At 41.0% G+C, this 23,792-nt stretch carries 17 protein-coding genes; 11 read left to right on the top strand and 6 right to left on the bottom strand.

From position 1 onward, the window contains the following. Positions 1 to 372 precede the first annotated feature (372 nt). Entirely contained in the window at positions 373 to 1,485 is a 1,113-nt protein-coding gene (locus CLV48_RS18595) for a TlpA family protein disulfide reductase (RefSeq protein WP_106568802.1), read from the bottom strand. Positions 1,486 to 1,598: 113 nt separating this feature from the next. Here CLV48_RS18595 and CLV48_RS18590 point away from each other — a divergent pair, with 113 nt between their 5' ends. Continuing rightward, entirely contained in the window at positions 1,599 to 2,018 is a 420-nt protein-coding gene (locus tag CLV48_RS18590; protein ID WP_106568801.1) for a DoxX family protein, read from the top strand. Here the strand turns inward: CLV48_RS18590 and recF are convergent. Continuing rightward, complete coding sequence (gene recF / locus CLV48_RS18585) at positions 2,012 to 3,121, bottom strand: DNA replication/repair protein RecF (RefSeq protein WP_106568800.1); 1,110 nt, start codon at positions 3,119 to 3,121, stop codon at positions 2,012 to 2,014. The genes CLV48_RS18590 and recF overlap by 7 nt on opposite strands. Before the next feature lie 105 nt (positions 3,122 to 3,226). Between recF and pdhA the strand changes: the two genes are divergently transcribed. From pdhA to CLV48_RS18565, 4 genes are all read left to right on the top strand, one after another. Then, positions 3,227 to 4,246, top strand: coding sequence for a pyruvate dehydrogenase (acetyl-transferring) E1 component subunit alpha (gene pdhA / locus CLV48_RS18580; RefSeq protein ID WP_106568799.1), 1,020 nt, complete (start codon positions 3,227 to 3,229; stop codon positions 4,244 to 4,246). A 111-nt stretch (positions 4,247 to 4,357) separates the two neighbouring features. Beyond that, positions 4,358 to 5,068, top strand: a complete 711-nt coding sequence (locus tag CLV48_RS18575; protein ID WP_106568841.1) for a tetratricopeptide repeat protein — start codon at positions 4,358 to 4,360, stop codon at positions 5,066 to 5,068. Between the two features lie 81 nt (positions 5,069 to 5,149). Further along, positions 5,150 to 5,626, top strand: coding sequence for a 6,7-dimethyl-8-ribityllumazine synthase (gene ribH, locus CLV48_RS18570; protein WP_106568798.1), 477 nt, complete (start codon positions 5,150 to 5,152; stop codon positions 5,624 to 5,626). Positions 5,627 to 5,649: 23 nt separating this feature from the next. Then, positions 5,650 to 6,969: an aspartate kinase gene (locus CLV48_RS18565; RefSeq protein WP_106568797.1), complete on the top strand. Its 1,320-nt coding sequence runs from the start codon at positions 5,650 to 5,652 to the stop codon at positions 6,967 to 6,969. A 59-nt stretch (positions 6,970 to 7,028) separates the two neighbouring features. Here CLV48_RS18565 and alr read toward each other — a convergent pair whose 3' ends face one another. Continuing rightward, positions 7,029 to 8,183 carry an alanine racemase gene (alr, locus tag CLV48_RS18560; RefSeq protein ID WP_106568796.1) on the bottom strand — a complete coding sequence of 385 codons (1,155 nt, stop codon included), beginning with the start codon at positions 8,181 to 8,183 and terminating at the stop codon, positions 7,029 to 7,031. Positions 8,184 to 8,459: 276 nt separating this feature from the next. Next, positions 8,460 to 9,422 carry an AraD1 family protein gene (gene araD1 / locus CLV48_RS18555; protein ID WP_106568795.1) on the bottom strand — a complete coding sequence of 321 codons (963 nt, stop codon included), beginning with the start codon at positions 9,420 to 9,422 and terminating at the stop codon, positions 8,460 to 8,462. 226 nt (positions 9,423 to 9,648) lie between these two features. On the opposite strand from araD1, the gene CLV48_RS18550 reads away from it, so the two are divergent. Further along, a complete protein-coding gene (locus CLV48_RS18550; RefSeq protein WP_106568794.1) occupies positions 9,649 to 11,706 on the top strand; it encodes an alpha-L-fucosidase in 2,058 nt (685 codons plus the stop codon). A gap of 418 nt (positions 11,707 to 12,124) precedes the next feature. On the opposite strand, the gene CLV48_RS18545 is transcribed toward CLV48_RS18550, so the two are convergent. Next, positions 12,125 to 12,502, bottom strand: coding sequence for a GxxExxY protein (locus tag CLV48_RS18545; protein WP_106568793.1), 378 nt, complete (start codon positions 12,500 to 12,502; stop codon positions 12,125 to 12,127). 512 nt (positions 12,503 to 13,014) lie between these two features. Between CLV48_RS18545 and CLV48_RS18535 the strand changes: the two genes are divergently transcribed. The 5 genes from CLV48_RS18535 (at position 13,015) to CLV48_RS18515 (ending at position 21,807) form a co-directional block, all read left to right on the top strand. Continuing rightward, positions 13,015 to 13,569 (top strand): gluconate 2-dehydrogenase subunit 3 family protein, encoded by a 555-nt coding sequence (locus tag CLV48_RS18535; protein WP_106568791.1) that lies wholly within the window; start codon positions 13,015 to 13,017, stop codon positions 13,567 to 13,569. Continuing rightward, positions 13,562 to 15,268 (top strand): GMC oxidoreductase, encoded by a 1,707-nt coding sequence (locus tag CLV48_RS18530; protein ID WP_106568790.1) that lies wholly within the window; start codon positions 13,562 to 13,564, stop codon positions 15,266 to 15,268. The genes CLV48_RS18535 and CLV48_RS18530 overlap by 8 nt, the downstream gene beginning before the upstream one ends. A 285-nt stretch (positions 15,269 to 15,553) precedes the next feature. Further along, positions 15,554 to 17,941 (top strand): MG2 domain-containing protein, encoded by a 2,388-nt coding sequence (locus tag CLV48_RS18525; RefSeq protein WP_106568789.1) that lies wholly within the window; start codon positions 15,554 to 15,556, stop codon positions 17,939 to 17,941. 108 nt (positions 17,942 to 18,049) lie between these two features. Further along, positions 18,050 to 20,545 carry a TonB-dependent receptor gene (locus CLV48_RS18520; RefSeq protein WP_106568788.1) on the top strand — a complete coding sequence of 832 codons (2,496 nt, stop codon included), beginning with the start codon at positions 18,050 to 18,052 and terminating at the stop codon, positions 20,543 to 20,545. After that, positions 20,545 to 21,807 carry a carboxypeptidase-like regulatory domain-containing protein gene (locus CLV48_RS18515; protein WP_106568787.1) on the top strand — a complete coding sequence of 421 codons (1,263 nt, stop codon included), beginning with the start codon at positions 20,545 to 20,547 and terminating at the stop codon, positions 21,805 to 21,807. The genes CLV48_RS18520 and CLV48_RS18515 overlap by 1 nt, the downstream gene beginning before the upstream one ends. 306 nt (positions 21,808 to 22,113) lie before the next feature. Here the strand turns inward: CLV48_RS18515 and CLV48_RS18510 are convergent, their stop codons facing one another. Then, positions 22,114 to 23,787 carry an amidase gene (locus CLV48_RS18510; protein ID WP_106568786.1) on the bottom strand — a complete coding sequence of 558 codons (1,674 nt, stop codon included), beginning with the start codon at positions 23,785 to 23,787 and terminating at the stop codon, positions 22,114 to 22,116. Positions 23,788 to 23,792 lie beyond the last annotated feature (5 nt).

The raw sequence follows: 23,792 nt of genomic DNA, 5'->3' as shown, positions 1-23,792 counted from the left end.
ATCTTGAATACGGCCCAATTCCATAAGTGACCACCTAAAAAATACCTAACGTTAGGTATTTTTTAGGTGAAATAAAGCGGTTACATTTGAAAGTACTAAACTTTTAAATATGAAATTATACATATTTACTTCTTCATGGGATGCGATAGGCTTATCTATCCAGTTAATCAATCTCACCTTACTTATCTTAATGGCATATGGAATCTTCAAACTTTGGAAGAAATTAGTCAATAGTAAAAGGTTTTAATCAATAAAATTGGTATAGAATTTAAAAATTGGCCCAGTAGAATGGCCTAATCAAACTTTCATTTGTTTTGTTAAATCTGTAAAAAAGAGGCTTTCCCAAATATGGGTCAGCCTCTTTTTCTTCAACTAATTTAAACCAATCAAGGCCTCATAAGCCTCATCTCCCGGCCTAGGAGCATTCGGGCTAATGAGTTTGTTTTCTTTTCCGATAATCAGGTACCTGGGAATTCCCCAGACTTTAAAATACTTCATAATATCTGCCTCGAAACCTCTTCCAGCAAACAGGTGTATCCCTCTCATGGGGTTTTTGTCCAGGTAATTTTTCCAGGATTCAGGTTTCTCGTCAATGGAAATATACATAAGCACCACATCTTCGCGGTTCCTTAATTTCTTCTCGAAATCAGGGGTTTTGGTTTTGAAAGTGTTGATGCATGGCCCGCACCAAGATGCCCAAAGATCCAAATAGATGATCTTGTCCTTAAATTCTGAAAGCTTTCTTTCTTTGCCTTCCTGGTCCACAAAAGAAAAATCCTGCACCAATGCCCCTTCCCTTAGGTTTTCTAGAGAAGCCAGGGTGGCGTCCAGCCCTGAAAGGAAGCGGGATGATGGATACTCTTTTTGAAATCCGGCTGACATGGCCTCCAATTCATCGTAGCTTTCATTGAGCATGGCCATTTCATTGATGATAAATGCTGCATGGTAAAGCTCCTTGATGGGCTCTTCCTCCTTATATATGTATGCCACCACTTCCTGGGTAGGCATGCCAAAAGGAATGTTCATCGCCGAGTAAATGCCCATGATAATGGCCCTCGAAACGTCTTCATTCAATGAGGATAGATTTTGAGCATATCCCATTTCCATCATGAAAGTCCTGAAGAAAACCAGCCTTTCACTGACCTCCAACTCCTGGGCCCTGTCCAAGTACAGCTCCCCCAATTGGATCATCATGGTTTGGGTAAACTTTGCTGCAGCATCTTTTTCCTCTGAACTCAACTTGTCGGCGTATTTTGAATAGTGTGTATGGAAATCCTTTTCCACATTTTTACAAAAATCCAAAAACACGCTCTGCTTTGGTGTCTCTTCCACATCATATAAAACAGCTGATACCTTGTTATAGAGATCATTCTGTATCAATTGTTGTATTCCATTCATGTATTCAAGGAAACCTTGGGAGGGTCCTTGCGCAAAAAGTTGTCCTCCAGACAGAAGAAATATCAGAATTAAAAGGATGCGTTTCATTTTTTTTGAAATTATAGGCGATAACTTACGATTTAACGCCCCAATATAGTAAGAGGATATGTTTTTCTTGCTAATTTTGAAAGCAGACCACAACATTCAACAAGAACTTAAATATGAAAAAGTTGTTTTTTTCCTCTTCTTCATGGGGAACAGATGTAGCATTACTCTTACTACGAATCGGTACCTCTTTGATGATGATGACACATGGATGGGCAAAAATAATTGACTTCAGCGCAAGATTGACCACATTTAGAGATCCTATAGGATTGGGACCTGCTATGTCATTACAAGCAACTATTTTTGCAGAATTTTTCTGCTCCATTCTCTTGGCACTTGGTTTTATGACAAGACTTTCTCTGATTCCACTGATCTTTACAATGACCGTTGTTAGCTTTATTGTACATGCAGAGGATCCATTTGCCATGAAGGAAAAAGCCTTGCTTTTCTTACTTATTTTTATTGTTCAGTTTATAATGGGACCTGGCAAGTTTTCGGTAGATGCGCAGATTCGAAAAAGGAGAAACGGTTATTGATTCCAAATTGCAACCGTGCCCTTTTCGATCATAAAAAACTTACAATCAGCATTTATATCTTTTAAGATCTGCTTGGACCTTTCCGGTCTTGCGTCGGTGATGAACAACTGCCCAAAGCGGTGATCGGCTACCAATTCCATCAGCTTTCGGATGCGGCCATCATCCAATTTGTCAAAAATATCATCCAAAAGGAGGATAGGCTTTGTCTTTTTATGGCTAAGAAAAATCTGGAACTGGGCAAGCTTAAGCGCAATTACAAAGGACTTCTGCTGACCCTGGGAACCGAATTTTTTGATGGGGTATCCTTCAATTTCAAATACAAAATCATCCTTATGGATTCCCATATTGGTCCTTTTTAGGATCAGGTCTTTTTGGGCACTTGCCTTGAAATCCTTATCAAAGTCCTCCGAAAGACACTGCGTTTCATAGCTGATCTTGATATTTTCCCTGTTTTCGGAAATTTCCGCATAGTACTCCATCAAAAGAGGTTCATATTCCTGTAAAAAAACCTGCCTGTCCTTGGCAACCCGCTGGGACAAGAGGATAATTTCACGGTCATAGGGCTCAATAAAATTCTTGTCCCAAATTCCTTTTTCTGCGAATTGCTTGATAAGGGCATTCCGCTGTTTCAAAAAATGCTGGTACCGCATCAGGTTATCCAAATAGGTTTTATCCAACTGGCAAAGCATATTGTCAAAAAATCGCCTTCTCTCTTCACTACCGTCTTTGATCAGCAAGGTATCATCAGGGGCAATCATCACCACAGGAAGTAAGCCTACATGATCACTCATTTTATCTATGGCTTTCCCGTTTTGCAGTAGCTGCTTTTTTTTACCACTTTCAAATATACACCTGATTCCCAATTCTTTACCCTCAAGTTCAAAATCACCAAAGACAGTAAAAAAGTCTCTTTCATGGAGGATATTGAGGTTGTCCATTCCGTTGAGGGCGCTTTTGGTAAGGCAGAGATAATGAATGGCATCCAGCAGGTTGGTTTTGCCGCTTCCATTCAGGCCCACGAAGCAATTGATCTCATTGGAAAACTGCACCTCCGCTTTGGGATAATTTTTAAATTGCTGTAAGCGGATATTTTTGAGGTGCATCTTGCAGAATCTGTGAGGTTTTTGACTATTTTCGCGTTCGGCCTTAAAATTCAGCCCATTTGATTATATTTGGGGCCTAATTTAGCATATTTTACATTAAACGATATGGCAAAAAAGAGTTCAGCGACCAAAGCTAAAGCGAAATATTCTAAAGAAACTTACGCTTATTGGTACGAAAGCATGCTGTTGATGAGAAGGTTTGAAGAAAAAGCCGGACAGCTATACGGACAGCAAAAAATCAGAGGATTCTGTCACTTATATATAGGCCAAGAAGCCTGTGCTTCCGGAGCCATCACTGCTCTGGAAAAAGATGATAAGTGGATAACTGCCTACAGAGATCACGCTCATCCCCTTGGATTAGGCACTGACCCTGGAGCTGTCATGGCTGAACTTTATGGCAAGGCCACAGGAACAACCAAAGGCAAAGGGGGTTCCATGCACATCTTTGACAAAGAACGCAACTTTATGGGCGGGCACGGTATTGTAGGTGCACAAGTTCCTATGGGCCTGGGAATCGGATTTGCTGAAAAATACAGAGGAACCAAAAATCTGTGTATCTGCTACATGGGTGATGGTGCAGTAAGACAGGGTGCTGTTCACGAAGCATTCAACTTGGCAATGCTGTACAAAGTGCCAGTGATTTTTGTTATCGAGAACAATGGTTATGCTATGGGTACATCTGTAGCCAGAACGTCCAATGTAACTGAACTTTACACCATAGGGGAGGCTTATGATATGCCTGCATTCCCAGTAGATGGGATGAATGTGGAGGCGGTTCATGAAGCTGTAGCTGAAGCAGCTGAAAGAGCAAGAAAAGGTGAAGGTCCTACCCTATTGGAATTCAGAACATACAGATACAAAGGACACTCTATGTCTGATCCTCAAAAATACAGAACCCGTGAGGAAGTTGAGGAATACAAACAGAGGGATCCAATCGAGCAGGTGAAAGCCACCATTTTGGAAAACAATATCCTGACAGAACAAGAAATTGCTGAGATCGATGCAAGGGTGAAAAAACAAGTGGATGATTCGGTTAAATTTGCAGAAGAATCCCCTTGGCCTGATGGCATGGATGCATTCAAGGATGTGTATGTGCAGGAAGATTATCCATTTGTAATGGAATAACCCAACAAAAAATCAGCTGTGAATGAGGTATACCCATTAACAGCTGGTTTTTTTGTTTCTATTTGTGAATTAATTAAAAGCCTTATATTTGCGGGCGAAAAATTTTATAGAATGGCTAAGAAAGAAACGAAAAAAGCTCCTGAAGTAGAATATGAGCTTTTGGAAAAACCGGAAGTGATTGCAGGCAGACTGGAAAGAGGTGAAGCTTTCATCAAAAAGAATTCCAAAGTTTTTGGAGGAATTCTGATCGCAGGTATCCTGATCATTGCAGGCGTGCTATATTTCCAGATTGATAAGCAGAATAAAAACAAGAAGGCCCAGTCAGAAATGTTCCAGGCCGTATATTATTTTGAGCAGGACAGCACTGATCTTGCGCTGAACGGTGATGGTTCAAATTCAGGTTTTCTTAAAATCGTAGACCAATATAGCGGTACTGCTGCAGCCAATCTTGCCCATTTCTATATTGGTTCCATTTATCTTTCTGAAGGTCAGTTCCAAAAAGCAGCGGACCACCTGAAAAAGTTCTCTGCCGATGATTATTTCGTTCAGGCCAGAGCTTTTGCCCTATTGGGTGATGCTTATTTGGAATTGGGGAATACCAAAGATGCAATTGCTTCTTACAAAAAAGCAATCGATCACAAAGAAAATAAGCATTTTGCACCTAGATACCTGAATAAGTTGGCTATTGCCTATGAGGAGGCAGGAGAAATTGAAAATGCCATCAAAACCTATGGTATCATAGAAGACAAATATTATGAGTCTTTCGAATATACCAACGCTCGAAAGCATAAAGCTCGCTTGGAAGGCCTTGCCTCTAAGTAATGCTTTGTAGTACCCTAGCATTTAAGAAGAGTAAGGCCAAAAGCCTTACTCTTTTTTGTTTTCAATCAACATAAAAAAAATATGGCAACTTCATTGAAAAGCTTGAGCCAGTATTCTGACAAAAATATACTGGACATTTCCAATAAAAAATTCGGTATCGTCGTTTCGGAGTGGAATGATCAAGTGACCGAATCCCTATTTTCAGCCGCTGTGGATACTTTACTGAAACACGGGGCTAAAAAAGAAAACATTTTCAGAAAAAACGTTCCAGGCTCTTTTGAGCTAACACTTGGTGCCCAATGGCTTGCAGAATTGGAAGAAATAGATGCCGTAATCTGTCTGGGCTGTGTAATTCAGGGAGAAACAAGGCATTTTGATTTTATCTGTGATGCAGTAGCCCATGGCATTACCAATGTCAGCATTAAATACAACAAACCGGTCATCTTTGGGGTTCTGACTCCCAACACCATGCAACAAGCCCTGGACAGAGCCGGTGGCAAGCATGGCAACAAAGGTGATGAAGCTGCCATAACCGCAATCAAAATGCTAGGATTCTAGAAATCTCAAACCTTACTTATAATATGAAAATAATGAAGTTCGGGGGAACCTCAGTAGGAAAACCCGAAAGAATGCATCAAGTGAAAGACTTGATTACCAGAGACAGCGAAAAGAAAATAGTGGTGCTTTCTGCACTTTCCGGCACAACCAATGCATTGGTAGGCATTGGAGAGGCTTTGGCAGAGGCCAACAAAGACTTGGCAAAGGAGCGGATTGACATCTTACATGAGCACTATTTGAAATTCTACAAGGACCTGCTAAAAACAGAAACCGCAAGGGTAAAAGCTGAGAAAATCATAAAGGAACACTTCGAGTTTTTGAATATCATCCTGAAGATCTCTTTCAATGAAGCCATCAACAGGGATATTCTTGCTCAAGGGGAATTACTATCCACAAAATTATTCTACACCCTTTTACAGGAACTGGACATTCCGGCAGTCTTCCTACCTGCTCTTGACTTCATGAGCATTGATGAAAACTCTGAACCTGAATTGAAGAAAATAGCCGAAAAAGTAAAAGCCATTTTGGCAAATTATCCCAATGACAGGATTTTCGTCACCCAGGGCTACATTTGCAAAAACCACAGAAATGAGGTAGATAACCTAAAAAGAGGAGGTTCAGATTATTCTGCTTCACTTATTGGTGCCGCTGTCAATGCGGAAGTTGTTGAAATATGGACGGATATAGATGGCATGCACAACAATGACCCGAGGGTGGTGGACAAAACACGGCCAATAGCACAGTTGTCCTTTGATGAAGCAGCTGAATTGGCGTATTTTGGTGCTAAAATCCTTCATCCTGCTTCCATTTGGCCAGCCCAAATGTATAACATTCCTGTGAAGCTCCTAAACACAATGGAGCCGGAAGCAGCTGGGACAACCATCACGGCTAAAGAGCAGGGAACCGGAGTCAAAGCACTGGCAGCAAAGGATGGTATCACCGCCATCAAAATCAAATCCAGTAGGATGCTCCTTGCCTATGGTTTCTTAAGAAAGGTCTTTGAGGTTTTTGAAAAATACAAAACCTCTATCGATATGATCACTACCTCTGAAGTAGCTGTTTCCGTAACGATAGATGACCTTAGCCACTTGGAGGATATAGTAAAAGAACTTGAGGCTTATGGAATTGTGGAGATTGATAATAATCAAACAATTATCTCAGTGGTAGGCAATATGATTGCTGAGTCTAGAGGTACTTTAGCAAAAATAATGAACAGCCTTGCTGATTTCCCGGTAAGGATGGTTTCCTACGGTGGCAGCAGACACAATGTTTCTCTTCTTGTTGATGCTAAATATAAAAATGATGCCTTGAAAAGCCTAAACAATGGGCTTTTTGAATGGTAAACCTTAGCCCAGAAAATTCATCCTAAGGCTAAAGCACTTAGGATGAATTTTTTTTATTATTAATCCACAACTTTTCTTGGAATATCCTGAGGTAATCGGGTAAGTAATTCATAATTCACCTGCTGGGAGGATTCTCCAAATGAAGCGACGGAGATTTCGTTATCTCCCTGACTTCCTATTAGGACCACTTCATCCCCTTTTTTCACATTTTTGAGATCAGTGACATCTACGGCAATGCTATTCATAGTAACGGTACCCACGACTGAAACAATAACGCCACTGATCAACACTTTACCCTGATTACTAAGGATCCTACTAAATCCGTGACCATAACCAATAGGAACCAAGGCAATGGTCATTTGCCGAGGGGCCATATAACTGGACCCATATCCAATAAATTCTCCCATTTTGACTGATTTGACATGCATGACACTACTTTTCCAAGATATAAGCCTCTTTAGTGGGTTTTTATTATCATCCGGTAGAGATTGGAAGCGGTACATGTAGGTTTCCTGGGTTGGCCAAAAACCATAGGAAGCAATACCTAACCTGACCATGTCCATTTTGGTTTCCGGATACAATAAGGTGGCAGCGGAACAGGCAGTATGGTATTTGTCAAAGGTTATATTTTGAGAATCAAACCATTTTTTAAATTGCTTATACTGCTTGATTTGGTTTCGGACCCTCACATAATTGGCAATGCTTTCAGCTCCTGCATAATGTGTACAGAGTCCTTTGAGCTCAAAGTAATCTGAATGGTCCCTGAAAAATTTGACGAGCTTTTTCCTTTCTTCCCATTCAAAGCCTGTCCGGTGAAAACCCGTTTCGACTTCCACATGAATTTTGGCTTTATAACCAGTAATTTTGGCAGCATTAGCTGCCGCCTCCAACCGCTCAAAATCAAAGACATAAAAACTGATCCCTTTCAGGATCAATTCCACTAAATCTTCATCCTGCAACATTCCCATAATCATAATTTCGCTTCCATTCTGACTGGATAAAAACACCCTTAAAGCTTCATCTGCAGAAAAAGTGGAAAAATGCCTGATCCCATTTTCCTCAGCCATAGTAACAATATTTTCTATGCCATGCCCATAGGCATTGCCTTTAACTACTATGGAAATCTGGGTTTTGGGCCCTATTTCTTCTTTGATAAATTGAATGTTTTTTTGGTAGGCGGATTTACTGATTTCTATATAAGAGGTATGCTGCATGAGGGCAAATTACATTTTCTATTTTTTTAACCTAATTATTTATGAAAGAGTTGGATTAAAATTGCATTTCACGGATAACCCAAATGCATAACACTATCTAACCTAAACTTATTGTAGATAAAACGTAGATTTTGAATCAACCTAAATTACACTAAGGTGATCTGTTGTTTGTAATTGATCTGCTCAATGGTTTAAAGTTCCAATTCTGCAGAAATGAACCATTATTTTCTGTATAATTTTAACTGAGGCAGTTGAAGAAAAATTAAAGCATTGTCGTTATACCTGTTTCAATGTGTTGATGAGTGGTTTTCCGAGTTCAGGGATCGAAATTTCAAATCTGTCCCCATTTTGCACTTCAATCCCATCCGCAAAACTTGCCACTGAAGTACCAAAATAATGTACGTGTACATCCCCAGGTTGCCTGAACATGTCATATTTAAAGTGGTGGTATTCCAAATTGGCGATGTTATGACTCATATTGGCATTTCCTGTTAGAAACTCCTTCTGCCATACCACTTTGTCCCCTCTTAGGATTCGGCTTAATCCCACCAAATGATCGGGAAGCTCGGTCAATAAGATTTCAGGTCCATAGGCGCTGTTTCTTAGTTTGGAATGGGCTAAATAGAGATAATTGATTTTTTCCATTTTATGATCTGAAAATTCATTTCCTATGGCAAAACCTAGCCTAAAAGGTTTTCCATCCGGATCAATCACATAAAGTCCTGCCAATTCAGGTTCTTCTCCACCATCCAGAGCAAAGGGAGGAGAAAGCAATTCATGGCCTGAAGGTATTGCCGATAGCCCATTCCCTTTGTAAAACCATTCTGGTTGTACTCCTGGATTTCCGTTTAACATTTTCCCATTTTCAAGTCCCATTTGGAACATCTTCATTGAATCTGTAAGCTCATTAGGGTTACTCTTTTTTAATTTTTGATGCATCTCATCACGTGAAGCAGCAGACCCTAAATGGGTAAGACCTGTTCCAGTGACCCAGGTATGATAGGGATCAGGATGTGAAAGGGGAAGCAAAATCTGTTTTTTGTCCAATAAGTCTTGATAATTTTCTGTTTCATCACCAACAAGTGCCTCCACCAATTCAACAAGGCTTTTCCCTGTTTTGAATACCCTTTGGCTCAAGTCATAGGTGCTGTTTACATCCTTAAGTAGCCTTACCTTTTCACCATCTACCAAAGCTACCTTGGTACCTTTTTCTTTAAATTTAAACTGTACAATTCTCATGACTGATTGGGGAGTGATAATGAAATTCTTCAGAAATTTACCTAAAAGTTAGTACAGCTGGTCCAAAAAGACAAGCAATAGCAATTTCCTTGGCCTCCATTTCGAAATAATGCCAGGCTTAAACTAGGAAGATCTAACCTAAATTTTTCAAAGATATTAAGGTTGGGAGCTTCAGAGTTCATGTTTTCTTGAAAAATGATTATTATAATGAGTTAATTGCTCCGATATGAAAAAATGCCTCCTTCTATTTCTTATAGTATGTGCTTGCCAAGGCCCTGGTGTAGCTCCTCCAGCACCGGTATATCCCATTCCTTCCGAGGCTCAACTAGCCTGGCATGACCTGGAATACTATGGCTTTGTACATTTCAATATGAATACTTTTTCGGATATGGAATGGGGCATGGGGGATGAAGATCCGGCAGACTTTAACCCCACAGCTTTGGATACCCGCCAATGGGCCAAAGTAGCCAAGGAGGCAGGCATGAAGGGCATTATTATCACGGCCAAGCACCACGATGGCTTCTGTCTTTGGCCTTCCGCTTATACCGAACATTCCGTAAAAAATTCCCCCTGGAAAGATGGAAAGGGAGATTTGATCCAAGAGTTGAGGGAAGCCTGTGAGGAGTTTGGTCTAAAAATGGGAATTTATTACTCCCCTTGGGACAGGAACCATGCGGAATATGGCACACCGGCCTATATCACATATATGAGGAATCAGTTGACTGAACTATTGACCAATTACGGAGAAATCTTTGAGGTATGGTTTGACGGAGCCAACGGGGGAACCGGCTTCTATGGTGGTGCCAATGAAAACCGCTATGTGGATAAGTTGACTTATTACGATTGGCCCAATATCTATGCCTTGGTGAGAGAATTGCAGCCCGGTGCGGTATTGTTCAGCGATGGCGGCCCGGACGTGCGCTGGGTTGGCAATGAGGAGGGATATGCCTATGAGACCACTTGGTCCAATTTGATGCGGGACTCTGTTTATGCCGGTATGCCGGAATATCCTGAAAAATATGCTTCAGGACAGGAAGCCGGCACCCATTGGGTGCCGGCGGAAGCGGATGTATCCATTAGACCGGGATGGTACTACCATGAATACGAGGATCACAAGGTCAAAACCCTCCCCCAATTGCTGGATATCTATTACAATAGCATTGGCAGAAATGCCGCTCTCTTGATCAACTTCCCTGTGGATAGAAGAGGTTTGATCCATGAGAAAGACGTGGAACAAATCATGAAGTTATCCACAAAAATCAAGGAAGATTTTGCCGTAGACCTGGCCCAAAAAGCCAAGTTAAGCGCTTCCAATGAAAGAGGTAGAGGCTTTGAAATCAAGCAGGTGCTCAATGAGGAAAAAAATAAGTATTGGGCAGCTGAAGATGGAGTTATCCACAATGAAATACTTATACAATTTCCTAAAAAACAAAGCATTAACAGGTTTATGGCCCAAGAGCATATTGCTTTAGGCCAAAGGGTAAAGGCTTTTACATTGGAAGCCAAAACAGAAAAAGGCTGGGAACTTATCCACAATGGAACTACCATTGGGGCTAAGAGAATCCTAAGATTTGAGGATGTGGATACAGATGCTTTGAGGTTTACCATTACCGATGCAAAAGCAAGCCCTACTATTTCCAGAATTGGAGTTTACCATGCACCTGCCTTGCTGATCGAGCCGGTGTTGGAAAGGGATAAATCGGGAGCCGTGACTTTGAATGTTCCCGGAAGCAATGTGGATATTTATTATACCTTGGATGGCAGTAATCCAAGCATCAACAGTATTAAATATGAAAGGCCTGTGATGGTGGATCAAGCGGTCCAATTGAGGGCCATCAGTCATGACCCCGCTACCGGTCAATTGAGTGAGATTTTGGTCCAAGACGTGGATATAGCCAAGGCTAAATGGAAAGTTATCCACAATATTCCCAATGCTGAAAAAGCCATTGACGAGGATCCCAACACCTTTTGGCAGAGTACAGGTGATGAGTTGACTGTAGATCTAGGAGAGATCATCACAATTCATGGATTTACTTACCTTCCTCCTCAAAATAGGTATATGAGTGGTGTGATTAACAGGTATGTTTTTCAAAGTAGTATGGATGGCAGGAACTGGACAGATAGGGCTCTGGGCGAATTCTCAAATATTTACAACAATCCTATTGAGCAGACTATAAGATTTGATGGGGTGGATGCAAGGTATTTCCGGCTGAGGGCATTGGGAACTACGGATGGATTGAAGGGCTCCTTTGCAGAACTTGGTGTAATTACCAGGGATAATTAATTAACCACAGATAAATTGGATGAACGCGGATGATGAATATAAAAAAGGATTAACTAACCACAGATTAACGCCGATAAACACTGATCTTGGGAATAAAAAATACAGATGAATGTTGACAAAAGTTTTAACCGAGTATGAGTTCGGATGATTAGTGATATTGGATAAATGATAGATGAATTAACCACAGATAGACGCCGATAAACACTGATATTATTTGTGAAAATAGAATGAACCATTGATTCAACCTGATGACTACTGATGGTGGATAAAAATGGATGAATTAACCGCAGATTAACGCCGATGAACACTGATGATTTAACCAAAGATAGACACTGATAAATATTGATAAAACTTCGTTTTAATTATTGTATTCACACTTTCCGTAGCATCATTAGTTCAAAATAACAGGTCGATTTGTCTATAAAACATTATTGATTACTCTTTTGATTTGGACTTTTGGAGCTCCAAAGTTGATTAAAAGTGCTATTGAGTTTCTTGTGCCTTTCAAATAGTTTAAAACTTGAGCCAAATGAATATCATCTAGGGTTTTTACTGTCTTCAATTCTATAATTACCGTTTTTTCCACATATAGATCGGCAAAATATTCTCCTACTATTTCTCCTTGATAATGCACATGTATTGGATATTGCTGATTGACAGAAAATCCGCTTTTTCTTAATTCAATAGCCAATGCATTTTCATAAACCTTTTCCAGAAAACCTGCACCCAAAGTATTGGAAACCTTAAAGGCTTTGCCAATTATTTCTTCAGTGATCCAATCATAATCCCATGCCATAACAAATCATTTTCCAAAAAATAACCGCTATTAGTCAAATGCGTTTCATATTATCCGTTTAAATAACCGATTAAATCATTTTTTATCTGCGTTAATCCTCATTCATCCCTTATCCATTTTATCTGTGTTCATCCCATTTATCTGTGGTTAAAACTTTACCTGAATACCTCAAATCAATTGTCAAATTCAGTAATCATAGAAAATCCATCATTATCCCTGAATCATTTATCAGTATTCATCCCATTCATCCGTGGTTCATTTTTTTTCTTTTTCCAATTTCATCTGTTGTTAAAACTTCACCTGAATTAGTCAAACCTTATCCCATATTCAGTAATCATAGAAAATCAATTTTCATCCCAGATTCATTTTATCAGTGTTCATCACATTCATCTGTGGTTTATTTTTTAATCTTTATCCAATTTCATCTCTGGTTAAATTAATCAGTGGTTTGAAAAATCCCTAAATCGTTTTACCTTATCCCTCATTTCAAATTAATCCCTAATAACCTATCCATGAAAAGAAGAGATGCCCTTAGGAGTCTTGCCCTGTTGACAGGCGGACTGGTCCTGGTGCCTTCCTGCGATTTTTCCAAGGAAGACATCCTCGCTGCCTATCAGAACCTTCAAATTACCCCTACTCTTAAGCAATTATTGGCCGACATAGCAGACAGCATCATTCCTCCGGGAAAAATCAAAGGTGCCTCAGACCTCAGCGTGCAGGACTTTATCCTGGTGATGGTCAATGACTGTGTGGATGAAAATGGACAACAATCCTTTATGAATGGCCTGCAAGGTTTTGAGGAATTCAGCAAAAAGACAAAAGGCAATACCTTTTCTAAACTTGAAACGGTACAAAAAGAGGAACTCCTACTTGCCGGCATGACTACAGATGCCGAAGCCGAAAGGGACATCCGGTCATTTTTGGGGACTACCAAACGCTTTACTATTCAAGGTTTCATGCTTTCTGAATACATCCAGACAGAGGTAAAACCTTATTCCCTTATCCCTGGGGATTATCAGGGAGAAGTACTGATTGCTGATATTAAAACTGACAAGATCCATGGCTAATTTCAATATAGATGCAGTAAAAGAAAGAACTTTCCAGGCCATTGTGATTGGTTCGGGAATGAGCGGCAGCTGGGCGGCCAAAGAACTTTGCGAACATGGGGTCAAAACCCTGGTCATTGAAAGGGGCCGGGATGTGAAACACATCAAAGACTACCCCACTACCAATATGCTTCCTTATGAATTTGAACACAGGGGTCAGATTCCTTTGGAGGTCCAAAAGGAGAATCCTATTGTCAGCCGCTGCTATGCTTTTAGGGAAGATGCAGCTCATTTCTTCGTGAAAGACAAAGAACACCCCTATGTCCAAGAAAAACCATTTGACTGGATCAGAGGATATCAGGTAGGTGGAAAGTCCCTGCTTTGGGCTAGACAGGTGCAACGTTGGTCAGACTTTGATTTTGAAGGACCTGCAAGAGATGGTTTTGCGGTGGACTGGCCGATACGGTATAAAGATATTGCTCCTTGGTACAGCCATGTGGAAAAATTTGCCGGAGTCTCCGGAAACAAAGACGGACTGCCACATCTTCCAGATGGGGAATTCTTACCTGGTTTTCCACTGAATGTAGTGGAAAGGTATTTTCAGGACCAACTTAAAGCACATTATGGCGGTTCCCGGCATATGATTTTGGCCCGATGTGCCCATATAACCGGTAATTTGGATTACTATGCGCAGCAAGGCCGGGCAAAATGCCAAAGCAGAAACCTTTGTCAGAGAGGCTGTCCTTTTGGTGGGTATTTCTCCGCCAATGCCTCCACTTTGCCTTGGGCGGAAAAAACGGGCAACATGACCCTAAGGACCAATGCGGTAGTACATTCCATCATTTATGATGAAGAGAAAGGCAAGGCAACCGGAGTGCGGATTGTAGATACCCAGTCTAAAGAAATGGAAGAGTATTTTGCAGATGTGATTTTCGTAAACGGATCAGCACTGAACACCAACCTGATTTTGTTGAATTCCACTTCCAACCGCTTCCCCAATGGACTGGGGAATGACAACGGTTTGTTGGGTAAATTTGTGGCCTTTCACAATTACAGAGCGGGAATTTCAGCGGAATACCATGGTCACTTAGAATATACCACCCAAGGGGGAAGACCTACATCTGGTTATTTCCCTAGGTTCCGTAATGTCTTCAAACAGGAAACAGACTTTTTGAGGGGTTATGCAGCAGGCTTCTCTGCCAACAGAGGCGTCTACCCTGAGCAAGGTGGCGTGGGCATGCACCTGAAAGAAAATCTGCTCAACCCAGACCAATATGGCCCATGGAGAGTAGGATCCCACATGATGGGCGAAACCATACCTAAAGAAAGCAATTATGTTGCATTGGATCCGAACCAGAAAGATGAGTGGGGAATTCCATTGCTCAGGGTCAATGTGGACTATGATGACAATGACGAGAAGATGGTCAAAGATTATTTGGAGCAGATGACAGAAATGTTTGAAAAGGCAGGCTTTACCAATATCCAAACCCGTGATGACCGAAGGGCACCTGGATTGGATATCCATGAAATGGGCGGCGTGCGCATGGGCAGAGATCCTAAAACCTCCTTGCTCAATGCCAACCATCAATTGCATGCCGTACCGAATGTGTACGTCACCGATGGTGCCAGCATGACTTCCACTGCTACCCAAAACCCATCTTTGACCTATATGGCTTTTGCAGCCAGGGCAGCGCACCATGCGATGAAAACCTTTGGGTAATCGCATGATAAAATCTACTTCAAAGCCTGACAGAAACATTTCTGTCAGGCTTTTTGCTTGTTTAAAAGAAACATATTTTAAGGTTTCTCACATTATTTCAAAAAATTTACAACAAAAACTCAAACTCTGACGTAATTTTTAATTAATAATAAAATTTCAAAAATTGTAGCCAGAATCAGAAATGTTTTTGAATCTGATTCTTTATTGAACATTTTATTCTGTGGTTCAGGAAATGAACCTATAACAAATTGAGTATCGAAAAGAACATTTAAACATCACGCTCAAATGACAAAAAATTTCCTGTTGACAATTCTATTTTTTTCTTTGACATTATTAGCTCAAGCACAAAAAAATTACGGTGAAACCGTCAACGTTTTTAGCAAAGCATTCCCCTACGAGAAGATTTATATCCATACGGACAAACCTTATTACTTCCCTAGTGACACCATTTGGTTCAAGGCTTATGTCACCACCTCAGAAGAAGATTTCAGGCAATCTCCCACACCTTCTGTTCCCTTGTATGTTGAATTGATAAAACCCAGTGTCATCCCCTTTGCATCCAGGAAGATCATCAAATTAAAAGATGGAAAAGGTGAGGGGGATTTTGTAATACCTAGGGACCTCAAAACCGGAATATATAAATTGAGGGCCTACACTGCTTATTCTTTGAATTTTGGTGATCAGGCATTTTTTGAAAAAGAAGTTTTCATTTCAGATATAGGCCAGTTGGGTATGCTTCAGGTAAATGAAAACGATTACAGTATTTTTATTTATCCTGAAGGCGGGACGGCTTTGGCCGGAATTAAGCAAAGATTTGCTATCCAATCTTTGGACAATAATGGAAATGGTATTCCTGTAAATGGCCAGATCTTATCTGCAATGAATGAAAAATTAATAGATTTCAGCACTGATGAGTCTGGGTTGGGGATATTTGAATTTACCCCTTTGGCTAATGAAAGATATCAAATCCAAACATTCAATCAACGCGGTACCAGAAAAACTATAAATCTCCCGGATTTTGATACAAGCGGGTATGCCCTAAAGATCGATCCTATTTCGGATAGGGATCAGCTAAAAATCAAAGTAACCCGAATCAATTTAAAGCAAGAGGCCGCAACCAATTTATTCATCATTCAGAATGGTTTTGTGATAGAAGAAATCGGAATGAAATTTAGGAATGATGAAGCCACACTCGAACTTTCAACACAAGACTTCAGCCCTGGCTTGACAGTTTTCAAACTGGTTATTAATGGAGATGAGCCAATCGCTGAAAGATTGGTTTATCTAGCAGGGGAAAAAGAAGTAAGTGTGGAAATATCCCCGTCAAAGTCCAGTTATTTTCCTAAGGAAAAGGTAGATCTTGAAATAAAGCTTTTGGACCATTTAGGCAAGCCTATCCATGGAGAATTTTCAATTTCCATAACAGACGCCAAGCAGGTCATCCCTACAAAAAGTCCATCAAGTATAGCAACTTTTTCAAACCTAATTTCCGAATTATCCGGAAAAGCCAATGCCCAACACTTTCCAATTCCACAAGATCCTATAAAACTGGACAATTTTTTAATGACGCAGTTTTGGAGAGGTTTTTTCCCTGAGTTGGAATTTTTGAATGGGAATAAAAACCCCTATGTTTTTGAAACAGGATTGAATATAGCCGGTCAGGTAAGGGACGACAGCAGGGATAGTGCCAGGGATTTACGCCTTTTGTTGATCGACAAGGACGGCTATCCAGAGATTCATGAAGGACATACCGATGAGAAGGGTAATTTTGTTTTTCTGGGAATGGATTTCACGGACTCTGTAGGAGTTTATATACAGTCATTTGAGCTAAAATCCAGAAGAAAAAAAGATGCCAAAGAAATCAAATCAGGGAAAATACATCTCCATCAATTAGAAATTCCCCCCATTCCACAATTGGTGAAGTTGCCGGAAATTGTTTGGATAGATCTTTTGGAGAAAGACCCCTATCTCCAAGAGGTAAAGAATATCAATGAAATCTTAAGAAAATCATTCCTTATGAATGAATTTGAATTGGAGGAATTTGTGGTAAAAGGAAGAAGAGCATACAGGCAAGACCCTAGAACCATCGCCTACAATGATGATCCCGACATCCGGTTGAGAATCCCAGAAGCGGTATATAATTACTACAATATCATTGAGCTTTTGCAGGCTAGGGCTACAAGAAGGAATGTCACTATAAATCCCTCCAACAATTACTTTATTGATGGTAATTTCTCAAGCTATCAAATGGTGGCCACATTGAGGGTTTCAGAAATTGAGTTTGTGGATATCCTAGATGGAAGGAGGCCAAATCAAATGAATTTAAATGGCAGACTTGCATTTAATATCCTTACAAAAAAAGGAAACCCAAATTTTGATTGGTCATCCGTTGAAGTATCAGGTACCCGTGGTTTCAATATACAGGGCTATGCACCTACAAGGGAATTTTATATACCTCCTGACAAACAGGACATCAACAGCCCAATAGCTTTGGATTACCGTTCCACCATTTACTGGAATCCAACCATCAGTACAGATGATTTTGGACGGGCCTTGGTGTCATTTCCTTTAAGTGAAGGGGCTACCACCGTTCATGTGGATGTACAGGGAATTTCAGATAGTGGCCAAGCTTTTCATGGCAAAATGGAATTTACAGTGGAAAGCAAACTTTGAAACTGGACTTGAAGACCAAATATTTGAAAAAGCAAAACAAAAAAATAGCTAAGCACAACTTGCCAATTAAAGGTTTCGTATATTTTTAAGGACTCACAATAAAATTCTATGGGATACGGAAAAATAACCTTTTTGATTTTGGCAATGACAGTCCTGTCTTTGGGCTTTGCTTTTGCCCAGAGCCCAATGGACCGGTTAGTAGAGCGCATAGAGGCTTATCATCAAAACTATCCCTTTGAGAAAGTTTACCTGCATACGGATAAGCCACACTATTTTCTAAATGATACCATCTGGATCAAGGCCTATGGTCTAATGGATGTAGGTCAGGAAGATCCTGTGAGAACCACTTCAGTACCCCTATATGTGGAATTGTTACAAAACGGACTATTGCCTTATGTATCCCGCATCATTATCAAATTAGAAAATGGATTAGGACTGGGAGATATTGTCCTGCCAAGGAACCTGAGGCCTGGAGTCTATACGCTAAGAGCCTATACAGAGTGGATGAGGAACTTTGGTCAGGAAGCATTTTTTGAAAAAAATCTTTGGGTGGGTGAGTTTGGGGATGGTTGGACTTTTGTGGAAAAGCAACCGGAATTAAACTTGAGTTTCTTTCCCGAAGGTGGCTATCTGGTAAGGGGATTAACTTCAAAAATCGGTTTCAAAGCTACCGATGCCACGGGCAAGGGATTGGATGTGCTTGGTATGATCCTCAATAATAAACAAGATACTGTACTTCGTTTTGAATCGGCCCATATGGGTATGGGAAGCATGGAGTTTACTCCAAAAGCAGGGGAAACGTACGAAGTATGGACAAGGTCTTCCCAAGTTCCTTGGAAGCGGCTCAATATAGCCTCCATTCAGGTCGAGGGTGTGGTAATGAGCGTGGACCCTATTTGGGAGGAGGATAAAACCAAAATTCAGATCAGTCATAATTACCGGTTCCCTCCCCAGGAATTCCACCTCTTAATGCAGAGCAAAGGAAAAGTTGTCGCCCGAAAAATGTTTGATGCTAATCAAAAGTCCCATGAATGGGTGATCGACCAGGATGATTACCTTCCAGGGGTTTATACCTTTACCCTACTGGATGAAGAGACCCGTTTATTGGCCGAACGCTTGGTGTATTTCCTGCCTTTTGCCCAAGGGACAGCAGATTTTCGTACAGAAAAACACCTTTATAGTCCAAAGGAGCTGGTAAGAATGGACGTTGAGGTAGTCGATGAATTTGGTAGTCCTGTGGAAGGTAATTTTTCTATATCTGTTACTGATGCCTATCAGGTCATGCATTTGGAGCATACCGAGGACATTGCTTCTTATTTGAATTTGGTGTCTGAACTGAAGGGGCAGATTGAAAGTCCTGCTTACTACTTCAATGAAAGCAATCCCAATGCCGCGGCCTATTTGGATAATTTGATGTTGACCCAAGGCTGGAGACGCTTTAATTGGGAAAACCTGGATAGGATGAACACAGACCCCAAATACCTGTCCGAATCAGGTCTGACTTTGAGTGGCAGGGTGGCCAGGAGCAATGAACTTCCTGTTAACGAGGTACACCAATTGACTATGTTGGTACGTCATTTTTATGGAGGCCCGATTATCTATGAAGGAGTAACCGACTCTTTAGGATATTTTACTTTTATGGGAATGGATTACCAGGATACTGTAGGCATCTTTCTTCAGGCCCATGTGGAAAGAGAGCGCAGGAGCGGAAGCAAAAGGCAAATCAAGAGAAATGATGTGCAAATCTTTCAAAAAGAGATACCCGAACCTAGAATGGCCAACCTTATTGGACTTCCAAGCGGAGATCAGTATATGGATTTCGATGACTACATTGTCAGTGTCAAAGAAGCCCGAGACCTCGTGGAACAGTACCGCCTTGGAAGGGAATTGGAACTTGGGGAAGTAACCGTCCGAGGAAGGAGAAGTGAATTGATTCGAGATACCCGTGCCATTCAGTACAACAATAATCCGGAGTTGAGTATGGTGGTGACGGAGGAGTATTATGGATTTCAGAATGTCTATCAACTGATCAGAGGAAGGTTCCCGGGAGTAAATGTCGTGGGTAATGTATTTGATTTTGTGAATCCTCCTGCCATATTGATGCGTGGTGGTCAGATCCGTGGTTTCGGTTTTCAGGGAGCAAGGATTTTCATCGATGGTATGCCTGTGGATCCCTTATGGGCGATGAACCTTCCTGTACCAGAAATAGAAAGGGTGGATATTTTGAGGAGCCTTAACCGCTCGGCTGTTTTTGGTGCGGATGGGGCAGGCGGTGTAGTCAATATCCTTACCAAAGGAGGTAATCCCAATAGGGATTGGTCAGATGTGGATATTTTGGGCAATGCTACGATTGTTGCCCAAGGCTATGCACCTATCCGTGAATTTTATACCCCTCCTGCTGTACCGGATATCAACGCGCCATTTGCCATAGACTTCCGGTCTACCATTTATTGGCAGCCTATGGTCCAGACAGACCCTAGGGGAAAAGCCTATATTGAGTTTCGCCTAACAGAGGGAAGCCCTGAAGTAAGGGTGAGTTTGGAAGGTATATCCAATAAAGGCGAACCTATTCAGGCCAGTTATAATTTTAAAGTTTCCGATTGATGAAAAGAAAGAACTTTTTAATTGGTATGATGGTCTTAATGGTTTTGACAATATTGGATTACAGCACTGCCCATGCCCAATATATAATGAAAGGGAGGGTAGTGGACGCAGAAACTTTTCAGCCTGTAGAATTTGCTACGGTGTTTATCAATAATTCTACTTTCGGAGATATTACGGATAGAAACGGGGTCTTTGAAATCCCAATTCCTTCGGGGAATTACGAACTGGTTATCAGCTTTATGGGTTATCAGACATTTATATTCCCTTTTTCCACGCAGGAAATCAGGGCGTCTTATCAGTTTCGGATTCTTCAGGAAACCATTGATCTGGAGGAGGCCAAGGTGGTGGATAAAAGAGACAAGGAATGGTACAAGAATCTGAAAATTTTTGAGGAAAAGTTCCTGGGAAACAGCATCAACGGGAAAAAATCGAAGATCCTTAATCCTGAAGTGCTCATTTTGGATAGCGAATCCTATGAAAACAGACTGGTGGCTAGAGGAAAAGATATCCTAGAAATACAGAACCCCAATTTAGGTTATACCATAAAATTTGTATTGGAGTCTTTTTTCCATGATTTCAAAAGCAATTTAACCCAATATGTCGGTCAAGGATATTTTTTTGAGGAAAATATACCCAAAAGAAGAAAAGCTAAAGTCGAAGAACAAAGAAAGCGGGCATTTGAAGGCAGCATTACCCATTTTGTCAGGGCCTTATACCATGATAAGCTGGAAGATGAAGGTTATTTGGTCAAAAAAATTGAATTGGTTCCTAACCCAGAGCGCCCAAGTGATGAAGAAATTGAGGCAACCAAAATGTTGCTTGCTGATACAAGGACTTGGTTGACCAGAGATAGCCTACAACAAGTCATTAAAATGGAAAGTCTTCCAAAAGAATTGGAAAAAATTTCAGAGGATACTTTGAGAAGAGGTGATTTGGTAGAAGAGGCCCGAAATGGTTTTTTGTTTTTAACTTATTCAGAGCCGTTTTTTGTGATATTTAACAATGAAATCGAAGAATTGAACTATCGAAAGTCGTTAATGGATCAAAAAAATTCAATCCGTAGTGGGAATCTTATTTTTTTTACCCAGACCAATCCTTTACCGGTCCAAATCTCCAAACTCAACTTGACTGGAAATGCCCTGAGGTTATTTGAAGATGGCAATTATTTCCACCCTTTTGACCTTTACTTAGACGGTTATATGGCTTGGGAAAAAATCGGGGATTTAATACCATTGGATTACAAAGTTTCAAGTAGTCAATGAGGAATATGTATATCCGCAATTAGACCAGTAACCAATTTAAATTGGGTCTTGAATCAACCTGATATGAATAGATATGGGTTTGAAATCTTAGGTTTATTCTATTGTGATGATCCTACTGGCAAGAAAGCGGAAAATCATGATGAGGAATTTAGAAATAGCTGAAAAACAAGAGGGAGAGCATTCAGCATAGCTGATTTCCCCTCCCCTTTTTTATTTTCAGCATTTGGTTGGCCGCTCTTGGTAAGTTTTGGCGGAACCCACAAACCACCTGCAATTTTTTCCTAAGAACCTCTAAAAATTTGCTATTTATTGATCAAACAAAGGAGGTCTTTTTCTTTGCCATTCGGTGCTTTGCTGATAAGCCCTTCCCAAGATGATCAGCTTTTCTTCATCAAATAAATTAGCAAGGAAGGTAATGGATACCGGGCTGCCATTTTCTGTAAATCCATTTGGCATGCAAAGGGCCGGATGTCCGGTGAGGTTGGTAATCTGCAATTGATTGCCACCATAAGAAGGGGTAACAATCACATCAAAGTCAGAAAACAGTGCATGCATTTCTTCAATGAGGATATTACGGAACCTATTGGCCTGAATGTATTCCACCGCCGGAATAAAGCGGGAAGACCGGAACAGGTTTGGCCAGGCGTTGCGGTGCTGGGCTACCAATAGATCATCCAAGTCCAAGCGGGTCATTTCATCAAAGGCAGCTGCACCTTCCACATAGAGGGAAATCAGCATGGATGCCACATCCACTGAGGTCTTTAGCTCAACAGGATGCAATGCTACACCCATTGCCTTTAATTCTTCCAAAACCCTTTTGTCAAAGGAACTTGCACGCTCACCTTCAAAGAAAGCAGCAAAGTACCCAACTTTCAGTTCTTTAAATGATTTCTTGGCATCGTAATTAAAAGCAGCTGCAATGGTGCTTTTATCCTTAGGATCAAATCCATTGATCACAGAAAGGACGATGGCATTGTCCAATGCCGACCTGGACATCGGGCCTATTTTATCCATGCTCCAACTCAAGGCCATGGCTCCATGTCGGCTGACCCTACCGAAGGTAGGTCTTAAACCGGTTACTCCATTGCGGGTAGAAGGAGAAACAATGCTCCCTAAAGTTTCTGTACCTATAGCAAAGGGAACTAAGCCTGCACTTACTGCAGACCCCGAGCCAGCGGAAGATCCACTAGATCCCTGCTGCAGGTTCCAGGGATTCTTAGTCACCCCACCATACCATACATCACCCATGGCCAAAGCGCCCAAGGTAAATTTCCCTACCAATACCCCACCTGCTGCTTCCAGTTTTTCTACCACGGAGGCCGTTTCATCAATTACCTGATCTTTGTAAGGCATGGCTCCCCAGGTGGTTTTGGTACCTTTTACGGCTAAAAGGTCCTTGATTCCGTAAGGAATTCCATGGAGTGGACCTCTGTATTTTCCTGCTGCCAACTCTGCATCCATCTTTTTGGCCTGTACAAGGGCTTCCTCTTCCATTAAAGTAATAAGGCACTCCAAGGTATCAGCATATTTCTTGATCCTGTCAAGATAAATTCTTGTCAGCCTTTCGGAACTGATCTGTTTGTTTTTGATCAAAACAGACAATTCTGCCACAGAAAGGAAAGCAATATCATTTTCCTTTTCAGGTAATCTGACCAGGGCAGGAAAACCCCAATCATAGTCCATTTGCTCTTGAGACGGGGTAAATCCATGGGGCAAAGGGTTGAAGTACAGGGCAGGTGAAGTGGAATTCTCTAGTTTCTGCTCTCTCATCCGCTCAAAACTGTTCCGGTGATTGCTCAGGTTTTGGATCATACTGTCCTTTTCAGCAGGGCTGAATGCCAAACCGATTAAGGTCTCTGCTCCTGAAATGGCAGATGGGGTAATTTCACCGGCCTTTTTCCCAGCAATGAAGCCAATAGAAAGGAGAGCCGATCCGAGGATAAATAATCCAAGCTTTGACTTGTTTTTGAATAGCATCATGTAAT

This window comes from Cecembia rubra (genome assembly GCF_003014575.1).
GTDB classification, from domain to species: Bacteria; Bacteroidota; Bacteroidia; order Cytophagales; family Cyclobacteriaceae; genus Cecembia_A; species Cecembia_A rubra.
This window is presented reverse-complemented; position numbering and strand designations above follow the sequence as displayed.